The organism is Streptomyces sp. NPDC003248, assembly GCF_055563235.1.
On record NZ_JBVHDT010000007.1, the window covers coordinates 246,960 to 267,564 of the forward strand.

The window sequence follows — 20,605 nt, forward strand, 5'->3', positions numbered from 1 at the left end:
GCCCCGGCTGGAGTCGGTCACTCGGTCTCGACCGCGTCGTCCATGCTCTTCAGCGCCTCGTCGACGGTGGTGTCACCGGAGAACAGCTTCTGCACGGCGGTGAAGTGCGCCTGCTGCACCTCCGGGTTCGGCCAGCGCTGGTCCATGAACGGGATGGTCCTGCCGTCCTGCTGGAGGTCGATCAGGACGTCCAGGGCCGGGTCCGCCTCGAAGGAGTCGTTGGGCAGGGCCGGCAGGGTGCCGCCCTCCTCGGCGTAGATCTTCTGGCCGTCCTGCGAGGCCAGGTACTCGATGAACTTCTTGCCCGCGGCCTCGTTCTTGCTCGCGGCGTTCAGGCCGTAGGCGGCGGAGACGGCCCCGGGGATGCGGGTGGCGTCCGCGTCGTTCGACGCCGGCAGGGCGAACATGCCCAGCTCGGCCTCGCCGGCCTCCTTCTGCACCTGCGGGATGCTGGTGGTGACCTGGACGACGCCGACGGCCTTGCCGGAGCCGACGTCGGACAGGGACGTCTCGTAGCTGGTGCCGTTCGGGTTCTTGGTGAAGCAGCCCGCCTCGTTCAGGTCGAGGTACTGCTGGAGGGTGTCCTTCCAGGCGGAGCCGGCGAAGGTGGCCTCGCCCGCGCTGAGCCGCTCGTCGAAGTCGGCGTCCTTCGTGTACACGGTGGTCGCGGCGAGCGCGTAGTCGACGAGCTGCGTGACCCACGTGGTCTGGTTGCCGAGGGCCAGCAGCACCTTGTCGTGGTCCTGCGCCTTCTTGCACAGGTCCAGGACGTCGTCCCAGGTCTTCGGCTCGGTGCCGCCTATCTCCGCCAGCGTCTCCTTGTTGTAGACGGCGCCGATGCCGTTGAAGGTGACGGGCACGATGTACGTCTTGCCGTCGACCTGCGTGACGCTCTTGTCGCCCTCGGCGATGTCCGACACGAAGCCGTAGTCGCTCAGGTCGGCGAGGTAGCCGCCCGCCTGGAGCACCTGGACCGCGGCCGGGTTGCCGTTGCCGGGCCAGACGGTGAAGACGTCCGGCGCGGTGCCCGAGGAGAGCTGGGTGCGCAGCGTCGACTGGAGCTGGTCGGTGTCGGCGTAGGTGACGTCGACCGCGATGTCCGGGTTGGCCTTCTCGAACGCCTTGACGACGGCGTCCATCGGGGTGCGGTCGGTGGAGTTGGCGGCGATGCGCAGGGTGTCGCCGTCACCGCTGCCACCGGTGGCGGCGCCGGAGCTGCACGCGGCGGTGGCGGCCGCGAGGCACAGGACGGAGAAGGTGGCGGCGAGGGGACGGGTTGCTCTCATGACGGCTCCAAGGGGCGGGAGGAAGGGGTGGTGCACGGCCGGCGCCGGGCATGTGGCGCCGTACGGGCGGCTCGGACGACGAGCGGGGGAAGGGTGGAGTGCCGGAGGGGCGGTCAGCCCTTCAGGCCGCCGGCGAAGCCCTGGATGATGCGCTTCTGCATCAGGAAGTAGGCGATCAGCACCGGCAGGATGCCGATGATGAGCCCGGCGAAGACCATGGGCCACTGCGAGACGTACTGGCCCACGAAGCCGAACAGGGCGACGGGGATGGTCTGCCGGCCCGATCCGCTGAGGTACAGCAGCGGGGTGAGGAAGTCGTTCCAGACGAAGATGACGTTGAGGATGACCACGGTGCCGGTGATGGGCCGCATCAGCGGGAAGACGACCCTGACGAAGGCGCGCACGGGACCGCAGCCGTCCATGAGCGCCGCTTCCTCGTAACCGGGGTCCAGGGACCGCAGGAACCCGGTGTACATGAAGATCGAGAAGGGCAGCTGGAGGCCGGTGTAGAAGATGACCAGCGCCAGCGGGTTCCCCAGCAGGTGCAGGTCGCGCATGGTCTGGTACAGCGGGATCAGCGCGAGCTGGAACGGCAGCAGCAGCCCCAGCATGAACAGGCCGAAGACACCGCGGGACCAGTACCGGGTGGACCGGGCCAGCGGATAGGCCGCCGCCGCGGCCAGGGCGACGATCAGCACGACGCTGCCGACGGTGACCAGGATGCTGTTGGTGATGGCCGCGCCGAGACCGGCCTGCCGCCACGCGTCGCCGAAGTTGCCGAGCGTGGGGCTGGACGGCAGGGAGATCGGCGAGGCGTCGTCGCCCTCCTCGCGCAGGGCCATGGAGAGCAGGACGTAGAGGGGGAAGGCGAAGAGGAGGGCGACCACGATCATGACCGCTTCGAGGATGCCGGTACGCCATGTGTAGCGGTTCATGAGGTCTTCTTCTCCTGGCGGCTGAGGTAGAAGTACTGCAAGCCGCTGACGACGATCACGAAGAGGGTCAGCACCAGGCCCATGGCGATGCTGTAGCCGTACTTGTTGAACTGGAACGCCTGCTTGTAGATGACGGTGGACAGGGTGTCCGTGGCGCCGCCGGGACCGCCCTGGGTCATCACCCAGACCTGGTCGAACAGTTTCAGGCCACCGATGATCGACAGCATGAGGTTGATGGTGATGGCCGGGGCGAGCATCGGCCGGATGACGGACCAGAACCGCCGCACCGGGCCGGCGCCGTCCATCGCCGCCGCCTCGTGGATCTCCTGGGGGATGGACTGGAGGCCCGCGAGGAAGATGACCATGGAGTAGCCGGCGAACTGCCAGACGACCACGGCGACCACCGACCACAGCGCGATGTCCGGGTCACCGAGCCAGTCCTGCGTCAGCGCGTCGAGCCCGACGGCCTTCAGCAGGGCGTTGATCGCGCCCTCCGGTGCGTACAGGTACTTCCAGAGGTACGCGGTGACCACCGGGGTGATCACGGCCGGCGCGAAGAAGAAGACGCGCAGGATGGTGCGGGACTTGATGCGGGCGTTGACGCCGAGGGCGAGGAGCAGGCCGATGGCGTTCTGCACGACCGTGATGGCGATCGCGGCCAGCAGGGTGGTGCCCACCGCGTCCCGGGCCGCCGTGTCCTCCCACAGGGCCCGGAACTGGTCCAGCCCCACGAAGTGCTTGACGGGGCTGATGCCGTCCCAGTCGGTGAAGGCGAACCAGCCGCCCTGCACGCTGGGGACGAGGACCACGAAGGCGAAGAAGACCAGGGCCGGCAGGACGAACCACCAGGGGGCCCGGTTGCGCGTGGTACGGGATCTCCCGCCGCCCGGGGCCGGCTCCTTCCCGGGAGGCCCGTCCCGGTGCTTGCGGAAAGGGCTGGTCGCCACAGTGGCCATCTGGCTCTCCATCGAGTCACGCGGCGCGCCGTTGTGCCGCCACGATGATGCGTTAACGAAGCTGAAACGCTTCAAATTATGGCCAGAAACTAGGTTCAGCCCGGAGTCGTGTCAAGAGTGGATTCGCTATTTTCTCGGCGTCTGTTCCGGACACCGGACAGCGCGGCGTCGGTCCCCTTGACGCATCACTCCCGACATGACCTGCGTATTCAGGAGCGTCGCACTGCTTGACGTGGCCGCGCAAGCATCCTTACCGTGTGCCCGGTTCGGCGATTGAAGCGTTTCACGCGCTTCAGGCGCACCCCGTGACCGGCCCAGCCACCCGGTCGACAGAACAGGAGCCGCTCCATGCCCGAGAATCCACCTGCCGGTACATCCGTGGTGGTGGCCGCGCCGACCGCCGAGCACCACGGCGGCGGTCTCGGCATCGGTGAGGCCCGCCCCAGGCTCTCCTGGGTGACGGAGTCCGCGCCGGACGGATGGCTCCAGACCGCATACGAAGTGGAGATCTCCCCGGAGGACGGACCGGCGTGGAGCAGCGGCCGCGTCGAGAGCGGCGAGTCCGTCCTCGTGGCATGGCCGGAAGAGGTCCCCGCGCTGGCCTCCCGGGAGCGCCGCACGGTCCGCGTCCGGGTCTGGGGCGCCGACGGCACCCGCTCCGGCTGGAGCCCGGCGCTCGCCGTCGAGGCCGGCCTGCTCTCCCCCGGCGATGTCACCGCCGCCATGATCACGCCGGCCGTGCCCGAACTGACCCGGCCCGCGCTGCTGCGCACCGCCTTCGAGCTGCCCGCCCCGGTCGTGCGCGCCCGCCTCTACATCACCGCCCACGGTCTGTACGAGGCGGAGATCAACGGCCTGCGTGTCGGCGACGAGGTCCTCGCCCCGGGCTGGAGCAGCTACCACCACCGGTTGCGCTACGCGACGCACGACGTGACCGCCCTGCTGACGGAGGGCTCCAACGCGATCGGGGCGTGGCTCGGCGAGGGCTGGTTCAGCGGCCGGTTCGGCATCCACGGCGGCAAGACCTGCCACTACGGCCGGCACACCGGGCTGCTCGCGCAGCTGGAGGTGGAGTGCGCCGACGGCAGCCGGGTCGTGGTCAGCACCGACGAACGCTGGCGCGCCGCGTACGGGCCCATCACGTTCGCCGGACTGTACGAGGGCGAACGGTACGACGCCCGCGCCGAGTTGCCCGGCTGGTCCCGTCCCGGCTTCGACGCGTCGGGCTGGCAGGGCGTGCAGCGCGTCGAGTTCGACGCCGGAACACTGTGCGCGCCGCCCGGGCAGCCGGTGCGCCGGGTGGAGAGCCGTGCGCCGGAGGCCGTGCTCACCTCCCCCAGCGGGCGCCGCGTCCTGGACTTCGGGCAGAACATCGCCGGCCGGGTCCGGATCCGCGTCACGGGCAGTGCCGGCACGACCATCACCCTGCGCCACGCCGAGGTGCTCCAGGACGGCGAGCTGTACACCCGGCCGCTGCGCCACGCCACGTCCGCCGACACCTACGTCCTCAAGGGCGGCGGCTCGGTCGAGGAGTGGGAGCCCCGCTTCACGATCCACGGCTTCCGGTACGTGGAAGTCACCGGCTGGCCCGAGGACCGGGCGCCCCTCGACGTCACGGCCCAGGTGCTCCACACCGACATGCGCCGCACCGGCTGGTTCTCCTCGTCCGACGCGCTGCTCGACCGGCTGCACGAGAACGTCCGCTGGAGCATGCGCGGCAACTTCGTCGACGTGCCCACCGACTGTCCGCAGCGCGACGAGCGGCTCGGCTGGACCGGTGACATCCAGGTCTTCGGCCCGACGGCGTCCTTCCTGTACGACTGCGCGGGCTTCCTCACCTCGTGGCTGGCGGACCTCGCGCACGACCAGTACGCCGACGGCACGGTCCCCTTCATCGTGCCCGCCATCCCCGTACCGGAGTGGACACCGGCGTGGGCGGCGGCACTGTGGGGGGACGCGGCCGTGCTGGTGCCGTGGACGCTGTACCAGCGTTTCGGGGACCGGGGGGTGCTGCGCGCCCAGTACGCCAGTGCCCGGGCGTGGGTCGACCTGGTCGCCTCCCAGCGCGGCGAGGACGGGGTGTGGCGGCACGGCAAGCAGCTCGGTGACTGGCTCGACCCGGCCTCGCCGCCGGAGGACCCCTGGCAGGCGCGGACCGACCCCTACCTGGTGGCGCAGGCCTACCTGGCGCGCTCCGCGCACGTCCTCGCGCTGATCGCCGCCGAACTCGGCGAGGACGCCGACGCGTCGCGCTACCGGACCCTCTCCGACGAGGCCCGCGCCGCGTTCCGGCGGGCGTTCGTCACCGCCGAGGGGCGCATGACGTCCGACACGCAGACGGCGTACGCGCTGGCGCTCCGCTTCGGCCTGCTGCCGGACGCCGCGGCCCGCGCCACGGCCGGCGAGCGGCTCGCGGAGCTGGTCGGCGAGGACGGGTACCGCATCGCCACCGGCTTCGCGGGGACGCCGGAGGTGTGCGACGCGCTGAGCGACACCGGCCACGACGACACCGCCTACCGGCTGCTCCTCCAGCGGGAGTGCCCCTCGTGGCTGTACCCGGTCACGCAGGGCGCGACGACGGTGTGGGAGCGCTGGGACAGCATGCTGCCGGACGGGACCGTCAACCCGGGTGAGATGACGTCGTTCAACCACTACGCGCTCGGCGCGGTCGCCGACTTCCTGCACCGTGTCGTCGCCGGTCTCGCGCCCGCCGCCCCCGGTTACCGGCGGCTGCGGATCGCCCCGCGTCCCGGCGGTCACCTCACCCGCGCCGACGCCCGCCACCTCACGCCCTACGGGACGGCCGAGGCGGGGTGGCGGCTGGACGGCGGCACGCTCACGGTGACGGCCACGGTCCCGCCGAACACCACCGCCGACATCGACCTGCCCGGTCTGGCCACCACTGTCGGCAGCGGCACCCACCGCTTCGAGGTGCCCTGGCCGGCTCGGGGCAAGCAGCCGGACCCGGCGGATACGATGTCGGTCCAGGGTTGAAGCGTTACAACCGACCGCCCGCCAGGCGGCCGTCTGAAGGGCTCATGGGGATGAACACCGTCGGGATCAAAGACGTCGCGCTGCGCGCCGGAGTCTCGATCGCAACCGTCTCCAACGTCCTCAACCGGCCGGACAAGGTGGCGCGGGCCACGCGGGAACGGGTCGAGGACGCCATCGACGTCCTCGGCTACGTCCCCAACCCGGCCGCCCGGCAGCTCTCGGGCAGCCGCGGCGGCAGCGTCGTCGGCCTGGTCGTCTTCGACGTCCGCAACCCGTTCCTGACCGACGTGGCCCGCGGCGCCGAGGACCTGCTGCACGCCGAGGGCCGGACCGTGATGCTGTGCAACAGCGACGTCCTCGCCGACAAGGAGGAGCGGTACCTCAAGCAGCTCGCCCAGCAGCACGCCACCGGGGTCCTCATCACGCCCGCCGACCTCAACCGCGGCTGGCTGGAGAGCGTCCGGGAGCGGGGGCTGCGGGTCGTCCTGCTCGACAACGCCGACACCTATCCCGACGTGTGTTCCGTCGCGGTCGACGACGTGGCCGGGGCGGACGCGGCCGTCACGCACCTGCTGGCCCGCGGGCACCAGCGGATCGCGTTCGTCACCGGACCGATGAACATGCGCCAGTCCCAGGACCGGCTCGCGGGCAGCCGGCAGGCCCTGGAGCGCGCCGGGCGGCCCTCCGACGTGCTCCAGGTCGTCGAGACCACCGCGTTCACCGTCGACCAGGGGCGGCGGGCCGGGGAGCAACTGCTGACCGCGAGCGAGCGCGTCACCGCCGCGTTCTGCGCCAACGACCTGCTGGCGCTGGGTGTCATGCAGACGGCGTTCCGGGCGGGGCTGCGGGTCCCCGACGACCTGGCGATCGTCGGGTACGACGACATCCACTCGGCGGCGACCGCGGGTGTGCCGCTCACCTCGGTGCACGTCGGCGGGTACGACCTGGGGAAGGCCGCGGCCGAGCTGCTCATCGACGAGGACCGGGAAGGTCACACGCACCGGCGGCTGGTGTTCCCGCCGCGGCTGGTCGAGCGCAACTCGTCCTGAACTCAGGGTCGTTCACCGGTCGGCGGGCCGCTGCTGTCCCGGACGACCAGTGACGGTGTGACGACGTGGTGCTGCGGTTCGTCGCGGCCCTCGATGCGTTCGAGGAGCATCGCCACCGCCCGCCGGCCCATCTCGGGGCCCTGCTGGTCGACGGAGGTCAGCGAGATCGCCGGATGCGCGGCGAGGTCGGTGTTGTCGTAGCCGACGAGGGAGATCTCCCGGCCGGCGTCGTGCTCCACCAGGGCGGCGAGCGCGCCCAGGGCGAGCTGGTCGTGGCTGGCGAACACCGCTGTGGGCCAAGGGTGTTGAGAAAGCAGGTCGTTCATCGTGGCGCGGGCGCTCTCCTCGGTCTGGCCGGTGCGCACCACCCGTGCCGGCTCGGGGCTGCCCGCGGCCCGCACCGCCTCCTCGAAGGCGCGCAGCCGCAGCGCGTGCGGGCTGCCGGTGCCGGGCGCGGTCACCGCCGCTTCCTCGGTGAGGTGCACGATCCGCCGGTGCCCGAGCCCCAGAAGGTACTCCATGACCTGCCGGGTGCCGGCGACGTCGTCGCCGACAACGGTGTCGTACCGCGCGGAACGGTCGTGCCGCCCGAGCATCACCACCGGCACCCCGGTCGCCAGCCGCTCCAGCCAGTCGGCGTCCACCCGGGGCGAGACGACGACGATGCCGTCGACCTGGCGGTCGGCGAGCGCCTCGATCGCGCCGTACCCCTCGCGGCCGTCGGCGGGGGCGATGACGAGCTGGTACCGGGTGCCCTCCAGCGCCCGGAGGGCGCCGTCGACGATCTGGGTGAGGAACCGGTTGCCGAGGTGCGGGACCTCCAGGCCGAGGGTGTAGCTCGACCCGCGCAGGGACCGCGCGGCCACACTGGGCCGGTAGTTCAGCTCCTCGATGGCCGCGTTGACCCGGGCGCGCATCGCGGGGCTGACCCCGGAGGCGTCCCGGATGACCTTGGACACGGCCGCCCGCGACACCCCGGCCGCCCGTGCCACGTCCTGGATCGTGACCGACCGGCGCCGACTGCTGGCCTGCGACACGTGGTCCCTCCCGTGCGATCACCGTCAGCGCAGCCCTCCCCGCCGGCCGCGCGGTCCGCAAGGCGCCCCGGGCGCCCCCGGGGGATCCGGGGGCGCCCGGGGCTCGGTGAGGCGCTGTGCTGCCGGCCGGGGGTCCCGGCCGGTGGCGGTCAGCGTCTCACAGTGGTGTCCGTACGCTCAGCGCCGCCCCTCGGCGACGGTCTTCTCCGCGTACGGCCGGACGACGACGGGACCGACGAGCCCGTACGACTGCTTCGCGTCGTACGCGGCGTTGCCGGGCAGCGTCGCCACGTGCACCTCGATGACGTTCCGGCCGGCCGTCACCCAGCCGGTCAGGTCGACGGCCGAGGCGTCGACGAGGTCGGCCTTCGGCAGGGCCCGTCCGTGGAGCTCGACGGTGTACGTGCCGTTGACCGTGCCCAGGTCGAGGGTGGCTCCGCCGTTCCGCACGACGGACTCGTCCAGGTCGGCGGTGGTGCGGTACGTCGACTTCCCGGACCTGTCCCCCAGGCCGGCGATGCTCTGCCGGTCCGGCAGGGCCCCGCCGTCCCCGGCCTCCACCGTGAACGGGCCCCGTCCGCGGACGGGCGGTGCGGGCCGGGACGGTCAGCGCTTGCCGAGGGTGAACGTCGTGGACAGCGTGGTGTCCGAGGACGTGCCGACGTGCGCGGTGAAGGTCCCCGACGGGGTGCGCCAGGCGTCACGGTCGTCGTCGTAGTACTGGGTCAGGTGCCGGGTCTCGACCTGCTCCCGCGTCAGCTCGATCGTGACGGATCTGCTCTGGCCGGCCTTCAGGGAGACCCGGTCCCAGGCGATGAGCCGCGCCGACGGCTCGTCCGCGCTGCGCGGCAGCTCCAGGTAGACCTGCGGGACCTCGGTGCCGGCGCGCTTGCCGGTGTTGGTCACCTTGAACTGGACGGTCAGGCCGTTCTCGCCGTTGGTGGAGACCTTCGCCCCGGAGACGTCGAAGTCCGTGTAGGACAGGCCGTACCCGTAGTCGAAGAGGGGCTCCTCGTCCTGCGCCTGGTACCAGCGGTAGCCGACCTCGAGGCCCTCGCTGTACTCGACCTGGCGGATGGTCTCGCCCTCGGGGACGACGCCCGGGTACTGCTCCTCGGTGTCGGCGGGCTGCCGCTCCTCGGACTTGGGGAAGGTCATGGGGAGCTTGCCGGAGGGGTTGACGTCGCCGAAGAGCAGGGAGGCGATGGCGGGACCGGCCTGCTCGCCCGGGTACCAGGTCTCCAGCACGGAGTCGACCTTCGACAGCCACGGCATGGTGGTCGCGGTGCCGGTCTCCAGCACCACCACGGTCGAGGGGTTCTCGTCGGCCACGGCGCTGATCAGCGCGTCGCCGCCGGCGTCCAGGCCGAGGTCCTTCGGGTCGGAGAACTCGCCGACCTGCTTGTAGCCGAAGACCACGGCGACGTCCGCGTCGGCGGCGACCTCGGCGGCGCGCTCCGCGTCGCTGCCGTCGTCGTAGACGACCTCGATGCCGAGCCCGGCGGCGCGCTCGGTGAGGGAGTCGAGCGGGGCGACCATGTCCTCGCAGGCCATGGTGTTGCGGCCGCTGGTGGTGCCGCCGAAGTTCAGCGGCAGGCTGCACAGTTGCCTGGCCGTCATGCCGGAGTCGGGGTCGTTGGCGGCGACCGAGCCGATGACGGCGAGGGTCTTGCCGCTGCGCTGGTTGAGCGGGAGGGTGTCGCCGCTGTTCTTCAGCAGCACCGAGCCCTCCTCGGCGATCTGCCGGGCCAGCGCCTTGTGGGCGGGCGTCGACACGTCCGCGACGGGCTCGTCGGCCGGCGCGTGGTCGAAGAGGCCGCCGTCGATGTAGGAGCGGACGACGCGCAGCGCGGCCCGCTCGATGTCTGCCTGGGTGATCTCGCCGGCGGCGAGGGCGGCGTCGAGCTTCTCCGGCGTGTAGTAGATCGGCCGGTTCAGCTCCTGGTCGAGGCCGGCCTTGAGGGAGGCGGCGGTGGAGTGGACGGCGCCGTAATCGCTCATGACGTAGCCCTCGAAGCCGAGTTCGCCCTTGAGGCTCTCGTCGAGCAGCTCGTTCTCGCAGGCGTAGACGCCGTTGATCTGGTTGTACGAGCACATGACGCTCTCGGGGTCGCCCTCCGACAGGGCGATGCCGTAAGGGAGTTCGTAGATCTCCTTGAACGTCCGCTCGTCCATGTTGGAGGAGCTGGTCTGCCGGTCGGTCTCCTGTTCGTTGGCCACGTAGTGCTTGAGGTCGGCCAGGACCGGCTTGTTCTCGTTGCTCTCGATGCCGCGGGCCTGGGCGCCGGCGAGGACGCCGTTGACGACCGGGTCCTCACCGAAGTACTCCGGCGTCCGGCCGGCGAGCGCGGTGCGGCCGCCCCCGACGCCCGGGCCGAGGATGACGTTCCTGCCCTTGTCGAAGGACTCGCTGCCCATCGCCTTGCCCTTGGCGTAGGCGGTGTCCTCGTCGAAGCTCGACGCCAGGGATATCTGTGCCGGGAAGGCGGTGACGCCCTCGACGGACCGCACGCCCTCGGGGCCGTCGGTGTAGGTGACGGTCGGGGTGCAGGAGACCTGCACCGGGTAGGTCACGCCCTGGAAGTCGGTCTGGGTGGGGCTGTTGGCGGGCTGCTCGACGAGCCAGCGGTAGATCTGGTGCCGGGTGCTGGCGGCGAGCAGCGCCTTGGCCCGCTGGTCGGCGGACTTCCGGGTGTCCGTCCACGGCGCCTTGGAGCAGTCCGTGGCCGCGGCGTTGCCCGCCGTCGCGGTGCCGGCGGTGGTCGGCACGACCGTGATCAGCACGGCGGACGCGACGATCGCGGCGCCTCTTCGCCGGCGGCGGCTCGCCGTTCGCGGTGTCTGCCTTTCGGACACGATGCCTCCTTGTAACGTTTCAAAATCATGCGGTCGTCCACCGCACAGGGATGAGGAGAGGACGTCCCGTCCCGGCGGGCCTGGGCAGGTCCGCGGGAGAGAGAGCGGAGAAAAAGGCGGGGAAGCGGGGAGGGGGACAGGTCAGAGCGGCGGCTCGGCCACGGCTCGTCGGCGCGGCAGGGCGGTCCGGGCGGGCGTCCGGTGCGCGGACCGGCCTGGGTACGGGCCGGGCTGCGGCCGGGTGCGCGGGCACACCCCTCCGCCGGCACCGCACCGCAGGCTTTGGCTCCGCGCTGTCTGACGCATCTTCATCGACGCCTCCCGGGAGGCGGGGAACACGGCTCGCCCCGCCGCTCGCTGCACCGCGTAGACCGATCTACGCGGTGACGGCCCTCACCGTAAGCGGTTCGCTGTAGGTCGGCAATGCCTTGGACAAGGATCCGCAGCCGTGATCAGCTCCGACCGATGACGGCCTGGGGGGACCGCATGCCCTTGCCCGCCCTCAGGGCTCCGGGAACGGTCGAGATACTCGGCGCGAGCGGCCTCGTCCTGCCACCGCCGACCGGCATCGTTCCCTCGCTGGCGCCGACCGCGGCCATCGGCTTCGTCCTCCGGCAGGCCGGTGCGATCGCCGTCCACCTGACCGGCGGAGACCGCCGGATCGCACTCAACATCGGACACGCCGCCCTCCACGCGCTGTTCGGTGAGGTGTCCTCCGCCGTCGAAACCCGTCGTCAGAGCCACCTTCGCCAAGGTGACAGCAGCCCGCGATGACGAGGTCGTGGGATGCGTCGGCCCCCGGCTGGTGCCGGGGGCCGGTTCGCTGTCGGATCGTCGGCCGGGTGCCGGGCCGGCTTAGCTGATGGCGTTCAGCATCGCTTCTTCGACGTGGTCGGCGGCGTTGCGGTGGCCGAGGGCGTTGGGGTGCACGAAGGACAGTTGGTCGGGCAGGGTGACGAAGCCTTCGACCCACTTGCTGTCGTCGCAGACGCTGTGGTTCCGGGAGGAGGTGGAGAGGTCGACGAAGCCGGCGGCTTCCTGTGTGCCGGTCGAGTTGTTGATGGCCTTGTTGAGGGGTTCCAGGACGTCCTGGCGCAGCCAGTTCAGGTCGCCCTGGGTGATCGTGCCGAACTGCGTCAGGTCGCCGAAGTTGCAGCTGGAGGTGTCCTTGGGGATGACCGTGGGGTAGCCGACGGCCAGGATCTTCGCGTGCGGGGCGCGCTCGTGGAGGACGGTGAGCATCCGGTCGTATTCCTGGCGCACCTTCTTCAGCCGGGCCGGGATGCCGGCGCCCAGGGCGTCCTTGCACGGGGTGCCCACGCCGCCGCTCTCGCCGCCCAGCTCCGGGCACTTCATGAGGAGGTCGGCGAAGCCGAGGGTGTTTCCGCCCACGCCGACGGTGATGACGTCGGTGTCGGGGCCCACCGCCTCGGACTGAGGAGGCACCGCGGGGAAGGGGTAGTCCGGGTCCTCGGAGATGGGCGGCAGGTGGCGGCCGATCGGGTGCTGGGGTGTGTCGGTGACGTTCTCGATGGTGGCGGCGCCGCAGCTGACGTTGGTCAGGTCGAAGAGGCCCCAGAGGTCGCGGTCGATGACCTGGGGGTAGGACCGGTCGGTGCGCTCGCAGCCGTCGCGCGGGACTTCGAAGGTGTTGCCCGCGGCCCGGATGACACCGGCGGTGTAGGAGTCACCCAGGGCGACCCACTGGTGCTCCTCGGCCGCGGCGGCGGGTCGCGCCCCGGCGAACTGTGCGGGGACAAGAGCGCCGACGGCGAGAGCCGCGGCCGAGCCGAGCAGGGCCAGACGAGTGCGGAAGCGTGCCACGAATCCTCCAGGGATACGGTGTTGGCGTCGCTTCGACCGTAAAGAGATCGTCACTCAACGCACTAGATCCAATGCGGACAGTCACATGCGGGCTGCGGTGCGCACCTTTGTGGGGGACCGGGGTTCGGTGTGTCGATCACTCGTCCACTACCGGCGACCACTTGGGAGTGGTGTCTGCGCAGCACCGTGCCGGTTCCTGATCGATGGCAGGGTCCCGGCCGGACACGCATCCTCACGAGGGCTGGCCTGTTCTCGATCGCCGGCACGCTCGACCCCCAGCCGTGGGGCCGGAGCCCGCGCCCGCCTACACCGGTCCGGCCGGTCCGGGGGCGACCGGATACAGTGCGCGAGACGGCAGCCTGGTCTGTGAGGGGAAGCGTGACCGACACCAGCGACACCCGACCCGCCGGCACTGACGCGCAAGTTCCGCGGCAGAGCCGGCTGCACCGCCTGATGCGCTACATCCCCCTGATCGCCCCCGTGCTTCTGTGGACCGTGCCCTGCTGGGTGCTCCTGTACACCGGCCAGCACTGGCCGCTGCCCGTCACGCTGGCCGGCACGGCCGCGTTCGTCCTCGGCCTCGTCGGTATGCCGCTCGCGCTGGTGCGCGGCCACGGCCGGCGACAGCAGGACCGGGCGGCGATCGCCGGCGACACCCTGCTGGGCACGGGCTGGGTTCTGTTCACCTGGTCCGTTCTGCTCGGTGTCTTCCTGCGGCTCGCCCTGACCGTGGCCGGCGTCGGCGGGAGTCAGGACCGGGCCCGCATCGTCACCTGGGCCGTCCTCGGCGTCACCGCCGTCCTGCTCGCCTGGGGGTACGCCGAGGCCCGCCGCGTACCGCGCGTGCGCCGGCTCGACGTGCGACTCCCGCGGCTGGGTGCCGGGCTGGACGGCCTCCGCGTCGTCCTCATCACCGACACCCACTACGGCCCGCTCGATCGCGCCCGCTGGTCGGCACGGGTGTGCGAGACGGTGAACACCCTGGAAGCCGACCTGGTCTGCCACACCGGCGACATCGCGGACGGCACGGCCGAACGCCGCCGCGCCCAGGCCGCCCCGCTCGGAACCGTGCGGGCCACCCGGGCCCGTGTGTACGTCACCGGCAACCACGAGTACTACAGCGAGGCCCAGGGCTGGGTCGACCTGATGGACGAGCTGGGCTGGGAGCCGCTGCGCAACCGCCATCTGCTGCTCGAACGCGGCGGCGACACCCTCGTGGTCGCCGGCGTGGACGACGTCACCGCCGAGTCCTCCGGCCTGGCGGGCCACCGCGCCCACCTCGCCGGAGCCCTGGACGGCGCCGATCCCGACCTGCCCGTCCTGCTCCTGGCACACCAGCCCAAGTTCATCGACCGGGCGGCAGCAGCCGGCATCGACCTCCAGCTCTCCGGCCACACCCACGGCGGTCAGATCTGGCCCTTCCACCACCTGGTCCGCATCGACCAGCCCGCCCTCGCCGGCCTCAGCCACCACGGCCCCCGCACCCTCCTCTACACCAGCCGCGGCACCGGCTTCTGGGGCCCGCCGTTCCGGGTCTTCGCCCCCAGCGAGATCACCCTGCTCGTGCTCCGCTCCCCGCACCCGACCGCCTCGACGTAGCACTCGCCGGGCCGGCCCCTCCGCACCGGCGGACGGAGAAGCCGGGCTTCCTCCAGACACGGGAGAAGGGTGCCTGCCCCGGGCGTCTGCCCGGCTCAGGCACCCTTCGCGCCGCTCGGGCCGCCGCCCGTTCCGTCACTCCGCGCCGAGCCGGGCCACGTCCGGCGGCCTCGCCGCGCCGAAGAAGGCGGTGGCCTCGTGCGCGGTGTCGGGATCAGCCGGTTCGCCGGTGCCGCGGACCTGGTGCAGCAGCGCGCCGCCCCAGACCATGTCCAGGTAGCGGGCAGTACGCCGGAGCATGCCCACCAGGGGCTCGGCGTCATGGGCCTCGCCGCGGGCGAAGGTGCTGACGGCCCACAGGGTCTTGCCGCCCATGCGGGTGCGGAAGCCCAGCTCGGGGCTGCTCATCCAGCGGGCCCAGTAGTCCAGGTAGAGCTTGGCCTGCGCGGAGACGCTGTACCAGTAGAGGGGGGACACGACCACGATGTCCGTGTGCTCCAGGGTCGCGTCCAGCAGCAGTTTCTCCTGCCCTGCCGCCCCTGGGCAGGCGTCCACGGCCGGGGCGGAGGAGGCGGGGCCGAAGCCTTCCGCTCCGGGGAGCGGCAGCCCGCTCAGCGACAGCCAGCTCCGCCCGGCCCGCGGGGGGAGCCCCTCGGCCGCGCGGCGGGCCAGCCGCTCGGACGCACCGCCCGGCCGGGGGCTGCCCAGCATGAAGGCGAAGCTCCGCGCGCGGTCCTGGTCGAGCGCCCGGCCCGCCGTCCTGCCCGGCGCGGCCTCAGTCATGGGCCGGTACGGCCGCGCCGGAGCCGGAGCCGGAGTCGGAGCCGGAGTCGGGGCGCGCCACGAGGCCCAGGTGACGCTCGGCGTCCTGGCGCAGCTCCTCGGTGTACCGGACCGCGCCGCCCGGTCCCGCGTAGCGGCGTGCCCGCACCCCGCTGGTGCGGCGCAGCACGGTGATGCTGTTCTGCATCAGCTTCTGCGACTCCAGGAGGTTCACCACCTCCAGCTCGCCCGGGTGGGCCTGCTGGAACTTCGCGATGTAGCGCAGCAGGGCCTCGCCCTCCGGGTAGGTCATCAGGTAGTGCATGACCACGAGCCCGCCGTCCGGGTTGATCAGTTCCCAGAAGTGGTCGAAGAAGTACAGGCACTCCCACGCGTCGACCCAGGCGAGGTCGATGGGCGGGAAGTCGTCGGGGAGGCGCTCGGCGGCGTCCTTGAGGTCGGCGTTCACCACCGTCACCCAGCGGTCGAGGTCCAGCTCGCGCAGGACCTCCTGGACGCGGCCGGCGGAGGAGTCGGCGATGGACAGGTTGTCCACGGCCACCAGGCGCGGCCGGTAGGGCTCCAGGTGGTGCGAGGGGGACACCAGCGGAGGGTCGGCCAGCAGCCACGCGTCGTCCAGCTCCGCCCCCCGGGCGAGGTGCTCCCGGGTCTTGGCGGCGAGCGCGACGGACTCCTGCCGCACGGCGTCCTCCGTGTCCGCCAGGGCGGCGGCGAGGTAGGGCGTGGTGTACCCCATGCCCACCTCCAGGACGCGTTCGGGCCGCAGCAGCTGGATCAGATTCGCGAGCAGCGGGCCCACGACCTCGGTGCCCATGCCGGGGACGCTCAGCCCGGCCACCGCCTTGTGGAACTCCTCGGTGTGCAGCCTCTGGGTCATATCCCGTCCTTCTTCTGCGTCAGGCATATCAGTGGATACCCTCGGAAAACCGCCGGGAAATACCGGAATACTCAAATCGATCTTCCTGTTTCTGGGCAGATCGACCCAATGCGAGCCCGCATTAACATGCACGCATGCCACACGATCACGCAGGGCACGAATCCGAACCCAACCGATGCGATCGGATGAACTGCGGAGCGGAACTGTGCGAGGCCGGGCTGCGCCGGTACCGGGAGACGACAGCGGCGGGGGCGGTCGCCGAAGGGTCGGCCGAGCACTGTGTCATCGCCCTCGGCCTGCTGGAGCCGGCGGTGAACGCCCCCGGGTACCTGGTTCCCGTACCGCCCTGCGTCGCCGCCCACCGGGTGATGTCCCCCCTCGAGGAGCAAGTGGCGACCGGGCGCCGCCGGCTGCTGCATCTCGGGGAGTCCTTCCACGCCGCGGGAGAGGTGTTCGCCGCGGCACGCAAAGGCGACCTGCCCAGCGCCACGATCCTGCGCGGCAGTGAGCTCATCGCCCGGACGGTCGACGCCTCCGTGGCCGCCTGCCGGTCCGCACTGCTCACCGCGCAGCCCGGGGGTCGCCGGCCCCCGGAAATACTGGAAGCGGTGGCGGAACGCAATCTCGCGCTCCTGGCGAAGGGAATACGCCAGCGCACCCTCTACCAGCACTCGGTGTGGTCGCACCCGCCGACCGTCGAATACATCAAGAAGGTCGCGGCGGCCGGCGGGGAAATACGGACGGTGGACGAGATGTTCGACCGGCTCATCATCTGCGACCGGGAGGTGGCGTACATCCCCACCAACCCGGACTACTCCGACGAGGCGCTGGAGGTCCGTGATCCGGCGATCGTCTGGTTCCTGACCAACGTGTTCGAGTACGCCTGGGCGCGGGGCACGCCGGTCGACCCGAACGTGCGGAGCCGCCCGCGCGTCGTCGTCTCCGAGATCGAGCAGAGCATCATCCGCTTCCTCGTCGCCGGTCAGACCGACGAGAAGATCGCCCGTGGGCTGGGCGTCAGCCGGCGCACGGTGGCCGAGTACATCAGCCGCATCTCGCGTCAGCTCGGCAGCGTCAGCAGGGCGCAGCTCGGCTATCTCATCGCCACCCATGGGCTGCTCCCCGACCAGATGCTCGCCGTCCCCGTCGCCCCCGAGTTACCCGGGGAGGCGCCGGGTGACGGCCGTCCGTAGGTTCCGTCCCGTCGAAGGCCTTCGCGGAGGAGCCGGAGCCGGTCTCCGGGATCCTCTCGTGCGCCGGCGCGTGGAGAAGCCTGCCGCCGGCCCGGCCGGCGATCGTGTCGGGGTGGCCCTCGGTCACGGGCTCCGAGGTGAGCGGGCGGCGGGACATGTCAGGTGCTCCTGAGGGAGGGGAGTCCGGCGGAAGGGGGGAGGGAGACGCGGGCGCCCGCGGGGGACACCGCTGCCATCTCGTCGCGGACGGCGGCGCACACCTCTTTCACGTGGTCGAACAGGTAGAAGTGGCCGCCCGGCCAGGAGCGTGCGGTGGTCCGCGCCGTGGTGCGCTCGCCCCAGGGAGCGGCGGTCCGCGGACCGGCCACGGGGTCGTCGTCTCCGGTGAAGACGGTGAGCGGGGCCTGGAGCGGCGGGCCGGCGTGCACCTCGTAGGTGTCCACGATCGACAGGTCGTGGCGGAGCACCTCCACCATGAGCTCCAGCAGGTCGGGCATCTCGAAGACCTGCTCCGGGGTGCCCCCCAGACCCCGCATGAAGGCGATCAGCCGGTCTCGCGGCCACAGGTGACGCTGCGCCCGGTCCGGGCGGTGTCCGGGCGCGGGCGCCCCGGAGAGCCCCACCCACCGCGGCGTCAGCCCCTGCGCGGACAGCTCACGGGCCGTCTCGAACGCGACCAGCGCGCCCATGCTGTGCCCGAAGACCGCGTAGGGGCCGGGCAGCAGGGAGCGGAGCTCGGGCACCAGGTACGCGGCGGCCTCGGCCGAGGTGCGGCAGGCCCGTTCCCCGGTGGCCATCAGCCGCCCCGGCAGGTCGACGGACCACAGGTTCCAGTCGGCGGGGAGCCACCGGGCGAAGGGCGCGAAGGACGCCGCCGACCCCCCGGCATGGTGCAGGAACACCAGGGTGAACGCTCCGCTCCCCGTCCCGTCCCCGGCGGGCACCGGTGCCAGCAGGCGCCGGAGGTCCTTCACCCCCGCTCCGAAGGTCGTGTTCATCGGCCCCGGTACTCCACGGCCGTGACGGCCCAGGTGAACCCCATGCCGCTGCTGGCCAGCAGCAGGAGGTCGCCCTCGGCGAGCCGCTTGTCGTCCAGGAGGTCCCGCAGGGCGATCAGCAGGTCGGAACCGCCCATGTGGCCGAGCCGGTCGTAGTTGAAGACGCTCTTCTCCGCCGGGATGCCCAGTCTCCCCAGCAGCCGTTCGTGCATGCCCCGGTCGCCCTGGTTGATCAGGAAGTACGCGACGTCGGAGACATCCCTGCCCAGCGTGTCCAGCACGTCCCGGACCCGGGCGGGGAAGTTCTCCAGGTAGGCGTCGGCGAGACCGGGGCGACGGCCGCGCCGGCGCATCAGGATCCGGTCGTCCTCGATGTCCCCGGAGTAGTAGTCCGCCCAGGAGGGGTCCGTGCGCATCGACGAGGCCAGCACCTCGAAGGCGTGGTCGCGGCGGCCGAGCAGAACCGCCGCGGGGGCGTCGCCGAAGTTGAACAGGGCCTTGGAGTCGGGGTCCTCGCGGTCGACCAGCGTGCTGAGCCGGTCCCCCACGATCACCAGCACGAACGGGCCGCCGCCCAGCGCGAGTTCGTTCAGACCGGCGCGTACGGCGGTCATGGCGCCGTTGCAGAAGTTGGTCACCTCGAAGCAGTGCGCGCGGGAGATGTCCAGTTCCTGCGCGACCCGGGCCGCCGGCGACCAGAAGGGCAGGTCCCACTCCCCCGAGCCCGCGCAGATCACGTGACTGACGTCGTCGGGCGAGACCTCGTTGCGTTCCAGCACCGCCCGTGCGGCCTCGGCCGCCAGCTCCCACGCCTGCTCGTGGTCCCCCAGGGCGGGGAACCGCTCGGTGTGGGTGATGGCGAGGATGTCCTCGACGGCCACCCCGGATTCCTCGTGCAGGTGGTGCACGTCCACGCGGGACGCGGGAAAGCGCACCTCGAAGTCGACTATGCCGCCCATGGCCCTCTCCGTCGTCGTGCCGTCCGGCTCCGGTCCGCCCGTCGGCGCGCGGCCGCTCACCGCGCCTCCTCGTCCTGTGCGACGAGCAGGCGCAGCCGGTTCAGGTGGGTGAGCCCGGCGAGGACCGACGGCGTCGGCAGTCCGAAGTCGATGAGGCAGGCCACCTCGTCCACCCCGATCTCCCGGAAGCGGGCCATGCTGCCGCGCACCTTCTCCACCGTTCCCAGCAGACCGCCGCCGTCGAAGTAGCGGTCGAAGGAGCGGCCGACGATGAACTCCACGTCCTCCGGCCCGAGCCGCGAGGCGTCGATCCGGCGGCCGTCCAGCTGGGAGCCGAGCAGCAGGCCGAGCGAGCTGCGCAGGTAGTCGCTCAGCGGGCCGCGGACCTCCTCGCGGACGACGTCCTCGTCCTCCCCGAGGTAGGTGTGCACCATGAGGGCGACATGACCGGTCCACCCGTCCCTGCCCTGCTCCGAGACCGCCTTGCGGTACTCGGTGATCTTCAGGGCGAGGTCGTCCAGGTCCTGGCCGAGGAGGTGGGTCAGCAGCCCGGCACCGAGCCGCCCCGCGCTGCGGAAGGTCTCCACGCTTCCGGAGCTGGTCACCCAGACGGGCAGCTCGGACTGGACCGGCGGCGGGAAGACGCCGAGCCGGCGCGTGGTCCCGACGCCGTCGGTCACCGACAGTTTCTCGCCCCGCCACAGCGCCCGTACCTGCTCGATGCGCTCCAGGAGGAGCTGCCGGCGGTTGTCGTAGTTCTCCGGGCAGAGGGCGAAGTCGGTGGCGTGCCAGCCGGAGGCGAAGGACAGTCCGACCCGGCCGTCGGACAGGTTGTCCACGACCGACCACTCCTCGGCGATCCGCAGCGGATGGTGCAGCGGTGCCACCACGCTGCCGGCCCGTATCCCGACGCGCTCGGTGACCGCCGCCACCGCCGCCGCGGTCACCGACGGGTTCGGGTAGAGGCCCCCGAAGGGGTGGAAGTGCCGTTCCGGCGTCCACACGGCCGAGAAGCCGTTGCGGTCCGCGAAGCGGGCGCCCTCCAGCAGGAGCTGGTAGCGATCCTTCTCCTTCTCGGTGCTGTCGTTGGCGAAGTAGAAGAGGCTGACATCCATGGTGCTTCCTCAGGCTGCCGGGACCGGGTCGTCCGGCGGACGGATCCGCGCGGCGACGCGGTGGACGGACTGGGCGGCGGACGGGCCGGGCCACGAACGGACCGGGCGGCCGACGGACTGGGCGACCGACGGGCTGGACGACCG

Annotated in this window: 16 protein-coding genes and 1 pseudogene; 5 read left to right on the plus strand and 12 right to left on the minus strand. The window is 71.7% G+C overall.

All coding sequences use genetic code 11. The features are described from left to right. Positions 1–17: 17 nt before the first annotated feature. From ACZ3KJ_RS19120 to ACZ3KJ_RS19130, 3 genes are all read right to left on the minus strand, one after another. The gene (locus tag ACZ3KJ_RS19120; RefSeq protein WP_467528334.1) at positions 18–1,286 is read right to left on the minus strand and encodes an ABC transporter substrate-binding protein; all 1,269 of its coding nucleotides are present in this window, start codon (positions 1,284–1,286) and stop codon (positions 18–20) included. Positions 1,287–1,399: 113 nt separating this feature from the next. Beyond that, entirely contained in the window at positions 1,400–2,221 is an 822-nt protein-coding gene (locus ACZ3KJ_RS19125; protein WP_467528336.1) for a carbohydrate ABC transporter permease, read from the minus strand. Then, positions 2,218–3,177: a carbohydrate ABC transporter permease gene (locus tag ACZ3KJ_RS19130; protein WP_467528338.1), complete on the minus strand. Its 960-nt coding sequence runs from the start codon at positions 3,175–3,177 to the stop codon at positions 2,218–2,220. The genes ACZ3KJ_RS19125 and ACZ3KJ_RS19130 overlap by 4 nt, the downstream gene beginning before the upstream one ends. A gap of 348 nt (positions 3,178–3,525) precedes the next feature. Here ACZ3KJ_RS19130 and ACZ3KJ_RS19135 point away from each other — a divergent pair, with 348 nt between their 5' ends. Both ACZ3KJ_RS19135 and ACZ3KJ_RS19140 read left to right on the plus strand, forming a co-directional pair. Then, entirely contained in the window at positions 3,526–6,171 is a 2,646-nt protein-coding gene (locus tag ACZ3KJ_RS19135) for an alpha-L-rhamnosidase (protein WP_467528340.1), read from the plus strand. 50 nt (positions 6,172–6,221) lie between these two features. Further along, a complete protein-coding gene (locus tag ACZ3KJ_RS19140; RefSeq protein ID WP_467528341.1) occupies positions 6,222–7,220 on the plus strand; it encodes a LacI family DNA-binding transcriptional regulator in 999 nt (332 codons plus the stop codon). Between the two features lie 2 nt (positions 7,221–7,222). On the opposite strand, the gene ACZ3KJ_RS19145 is transcribed toward ACZ3KJ_RS19140, so the two are convergent. The 3 genes from ACZ3KJ_RS19145 to ACZ3KJ_RS19155 form a co-directional block, all read right to left on the minus strand. After that, a complete protein-coding gene (locus ACZ3KJ_RS19145) occupies positions 7,223–8,257 on the minus strand; it encodes a LacI family DNA-binding transcriptional regulator (RefSeq protein WP_467528343.1) in 1,035 nt (344 codons plus the stop codon). 177 nt (positions 8,258–8,434) lie between these two features. Next, positions 8,435–8,818, minus strand: coding sequence for a hypothetical protein (locus ACZ3KJ_RS19150; RefSeq protein ID WP_467528345.1), 384 nt, complete (start codon positions 8,816–8,818; stop codon positions 8,435–8,437). 45 nt (positions 8,819–8,863) lie between these two features. Continuing rightward, positions 8,864–11,113 carry a beta-glucosidase gene (locus tag ACZ3KJ_RS19155; protein WP_467528347.1) on the minus strand — a complete coding sequence of 750 codons (2,250 nt, stop codon included), beginning with the start codon at positions 11,111–11,113 and terminating at the stop codon, positions 8,864–8,866. 438 nt (positions 11,114–11,551) lie between these two features. Between ACZ3KJ_RS19155 and ACZ3KJ_RS19160 the strand changes: the two are divergent. Then, positions 11,552–11,887 (plus strand): annotated as a pseudogene (locus ACZ3KJ_RS19160) (DoxX family protein); the annotation flags it as partial. A gap of 81 nt (positions 11,888–11,968) precedes the next feature. Here ACZ3KJ_RS19160 and ACZ3KJ_RS19165 read toward each other — a convergent pair. Continuing rightward, positions 11,969–12,937, minus strand: coding sequence for an SGNH/GDSL hydrolase family protein (locus ACZ3KJ_RS19165; RefSeq protein WP_467528349.1), 969 nt, complete (start codon positions 12,935–12,937; stop codon positions 11,969–11,971). Positions 12,938–13,315: 378 nt separating this feature from the next. On the opposite strand from ACZ3KJ_RS19165, the gene ACZ3KJ_RS19170 reads away from it, so the two are divergent. After that, positions 13,316–14,536 carry a metallophosphoesterase gene (locus ACZ3KJ_RS19170; RefSeq protein WP_467528350.1) on the plus strand — a complete coding sequence of 407 codons (1,221 nt, stop codon included), beginning with the start codon at positions 13,316–13,318 and terminating at the stop codon, positions 14,534–14,536. A 135-nt stretch (positions 14,537–14,671) separates the two neighbouring features. Here ACZ3KJ_RS19170 and ACZ3KJ_RS19175 read toward each other — a convergent pair whose 3' ends face one another. Together ACZ3KJ_RS19175 and ACZ3KJ_RS19180 are read right to left on the minus strand one after the other, a co-directional pair. Next, positions 14,672–15,319, minus strand: a complete 648-nt coding sequence (locus tag ACZ3KJ_RS19175; RefSeq protein WP_467528351.1) for a flavodoxin family protein — start codon at positions 15,317–15,319, stop codon at positions 14,672–14,674. Beyond that, entirely contained in the window at positions 15,312–16,196 is an 885-nt protein-coding gene (locus ACZ3KJ_RS19180) for an O-methyltransferase (RefSeq protein WP_467528353.1), read from the minus strand. Before ACZ3KJ_RS19180 ends, ACZ3KJ_RS19175 begins: the two co-directional genes overlap by 8 nt. A 134-nt stretch (positions 16,197–16,330) precedes the next feature. On the opposite strand from ACZ3KJ_RS19180, the gene ACZ3KJ_RS19185 reads away from it, so the two are divergent. Beyond that, on the plus strand, positions 16,331–17,389 hold the full coding sequence (locus tag ACZ3KJ_RS19185; protein ID WP_467528355.1) for a LuxR C-terminal-related transcriptional regulator: 1,059 nt from the start codon (positions 16,331–16,333) through the stop codon (positions 17,387–17,389). 158 nt (positions 17,390–17,547) lie between these two features. Here the strand turns inward: ACZ3KJ_RS19185 and ACZ3KJ_RS19190 are convergent, their stop codons facing one another. The 3 genes from ACZ3KJ_RS19190 to ACZ3KJ_RS19200 are packed head-to-tail and all read right to left on the minus strand — an operon-like array spanning position 17,548 to position 20,461. After that, positions 17,548–18,387 carry a thioesterase II family protein gene (locus ACZ3KJ_RS19190; protein ID WP_467528357.1) on the minus strand — a complete coding sequence of 280 codons (840 nt, stop codon included), beginning with the start codon at positions 18,385–18,387 and terminating at the stop codon, positions 17,548–17,550. Next, the gene (locus ACZ3KJ_RS19195) at positions 18,384–19,406 is read right to left on the minus strand and encodes a 3-oxoacyl-ACP synthase III family protein (RefSeq protein ID WP_467528359.1); all 1,023 of its coding nucleotides are present in this window, start codon (positions 19,404–19,406) and stop codon (positions 18,384–18,386) included. The genes ACZ3KJ_RS19190 and ACZ3KJ_RS19195 overlap by 4 nt, the downstream gene beginning before the upstream one ends. Next, positions 19,403–20,461, minus strand: coding sequence for a MupA/Atu3671 family FMN-dependent luciferase-like monooxygenase (locus ACZ3KJ_RS19200; protein WP_467528361.1), 1,059 nt, complete (start codon positions 20,459–20,461; stop codon positions 19,403–19,405). The genes ACZ3KJ_RS19195 and ACZ3KJ_RS19200 overlap by 4 nt, the downstream gene beginning before the upstream one ends. Between the last annotated feature and the right edge of the window lie 144 nt (positions 20,462–20,605).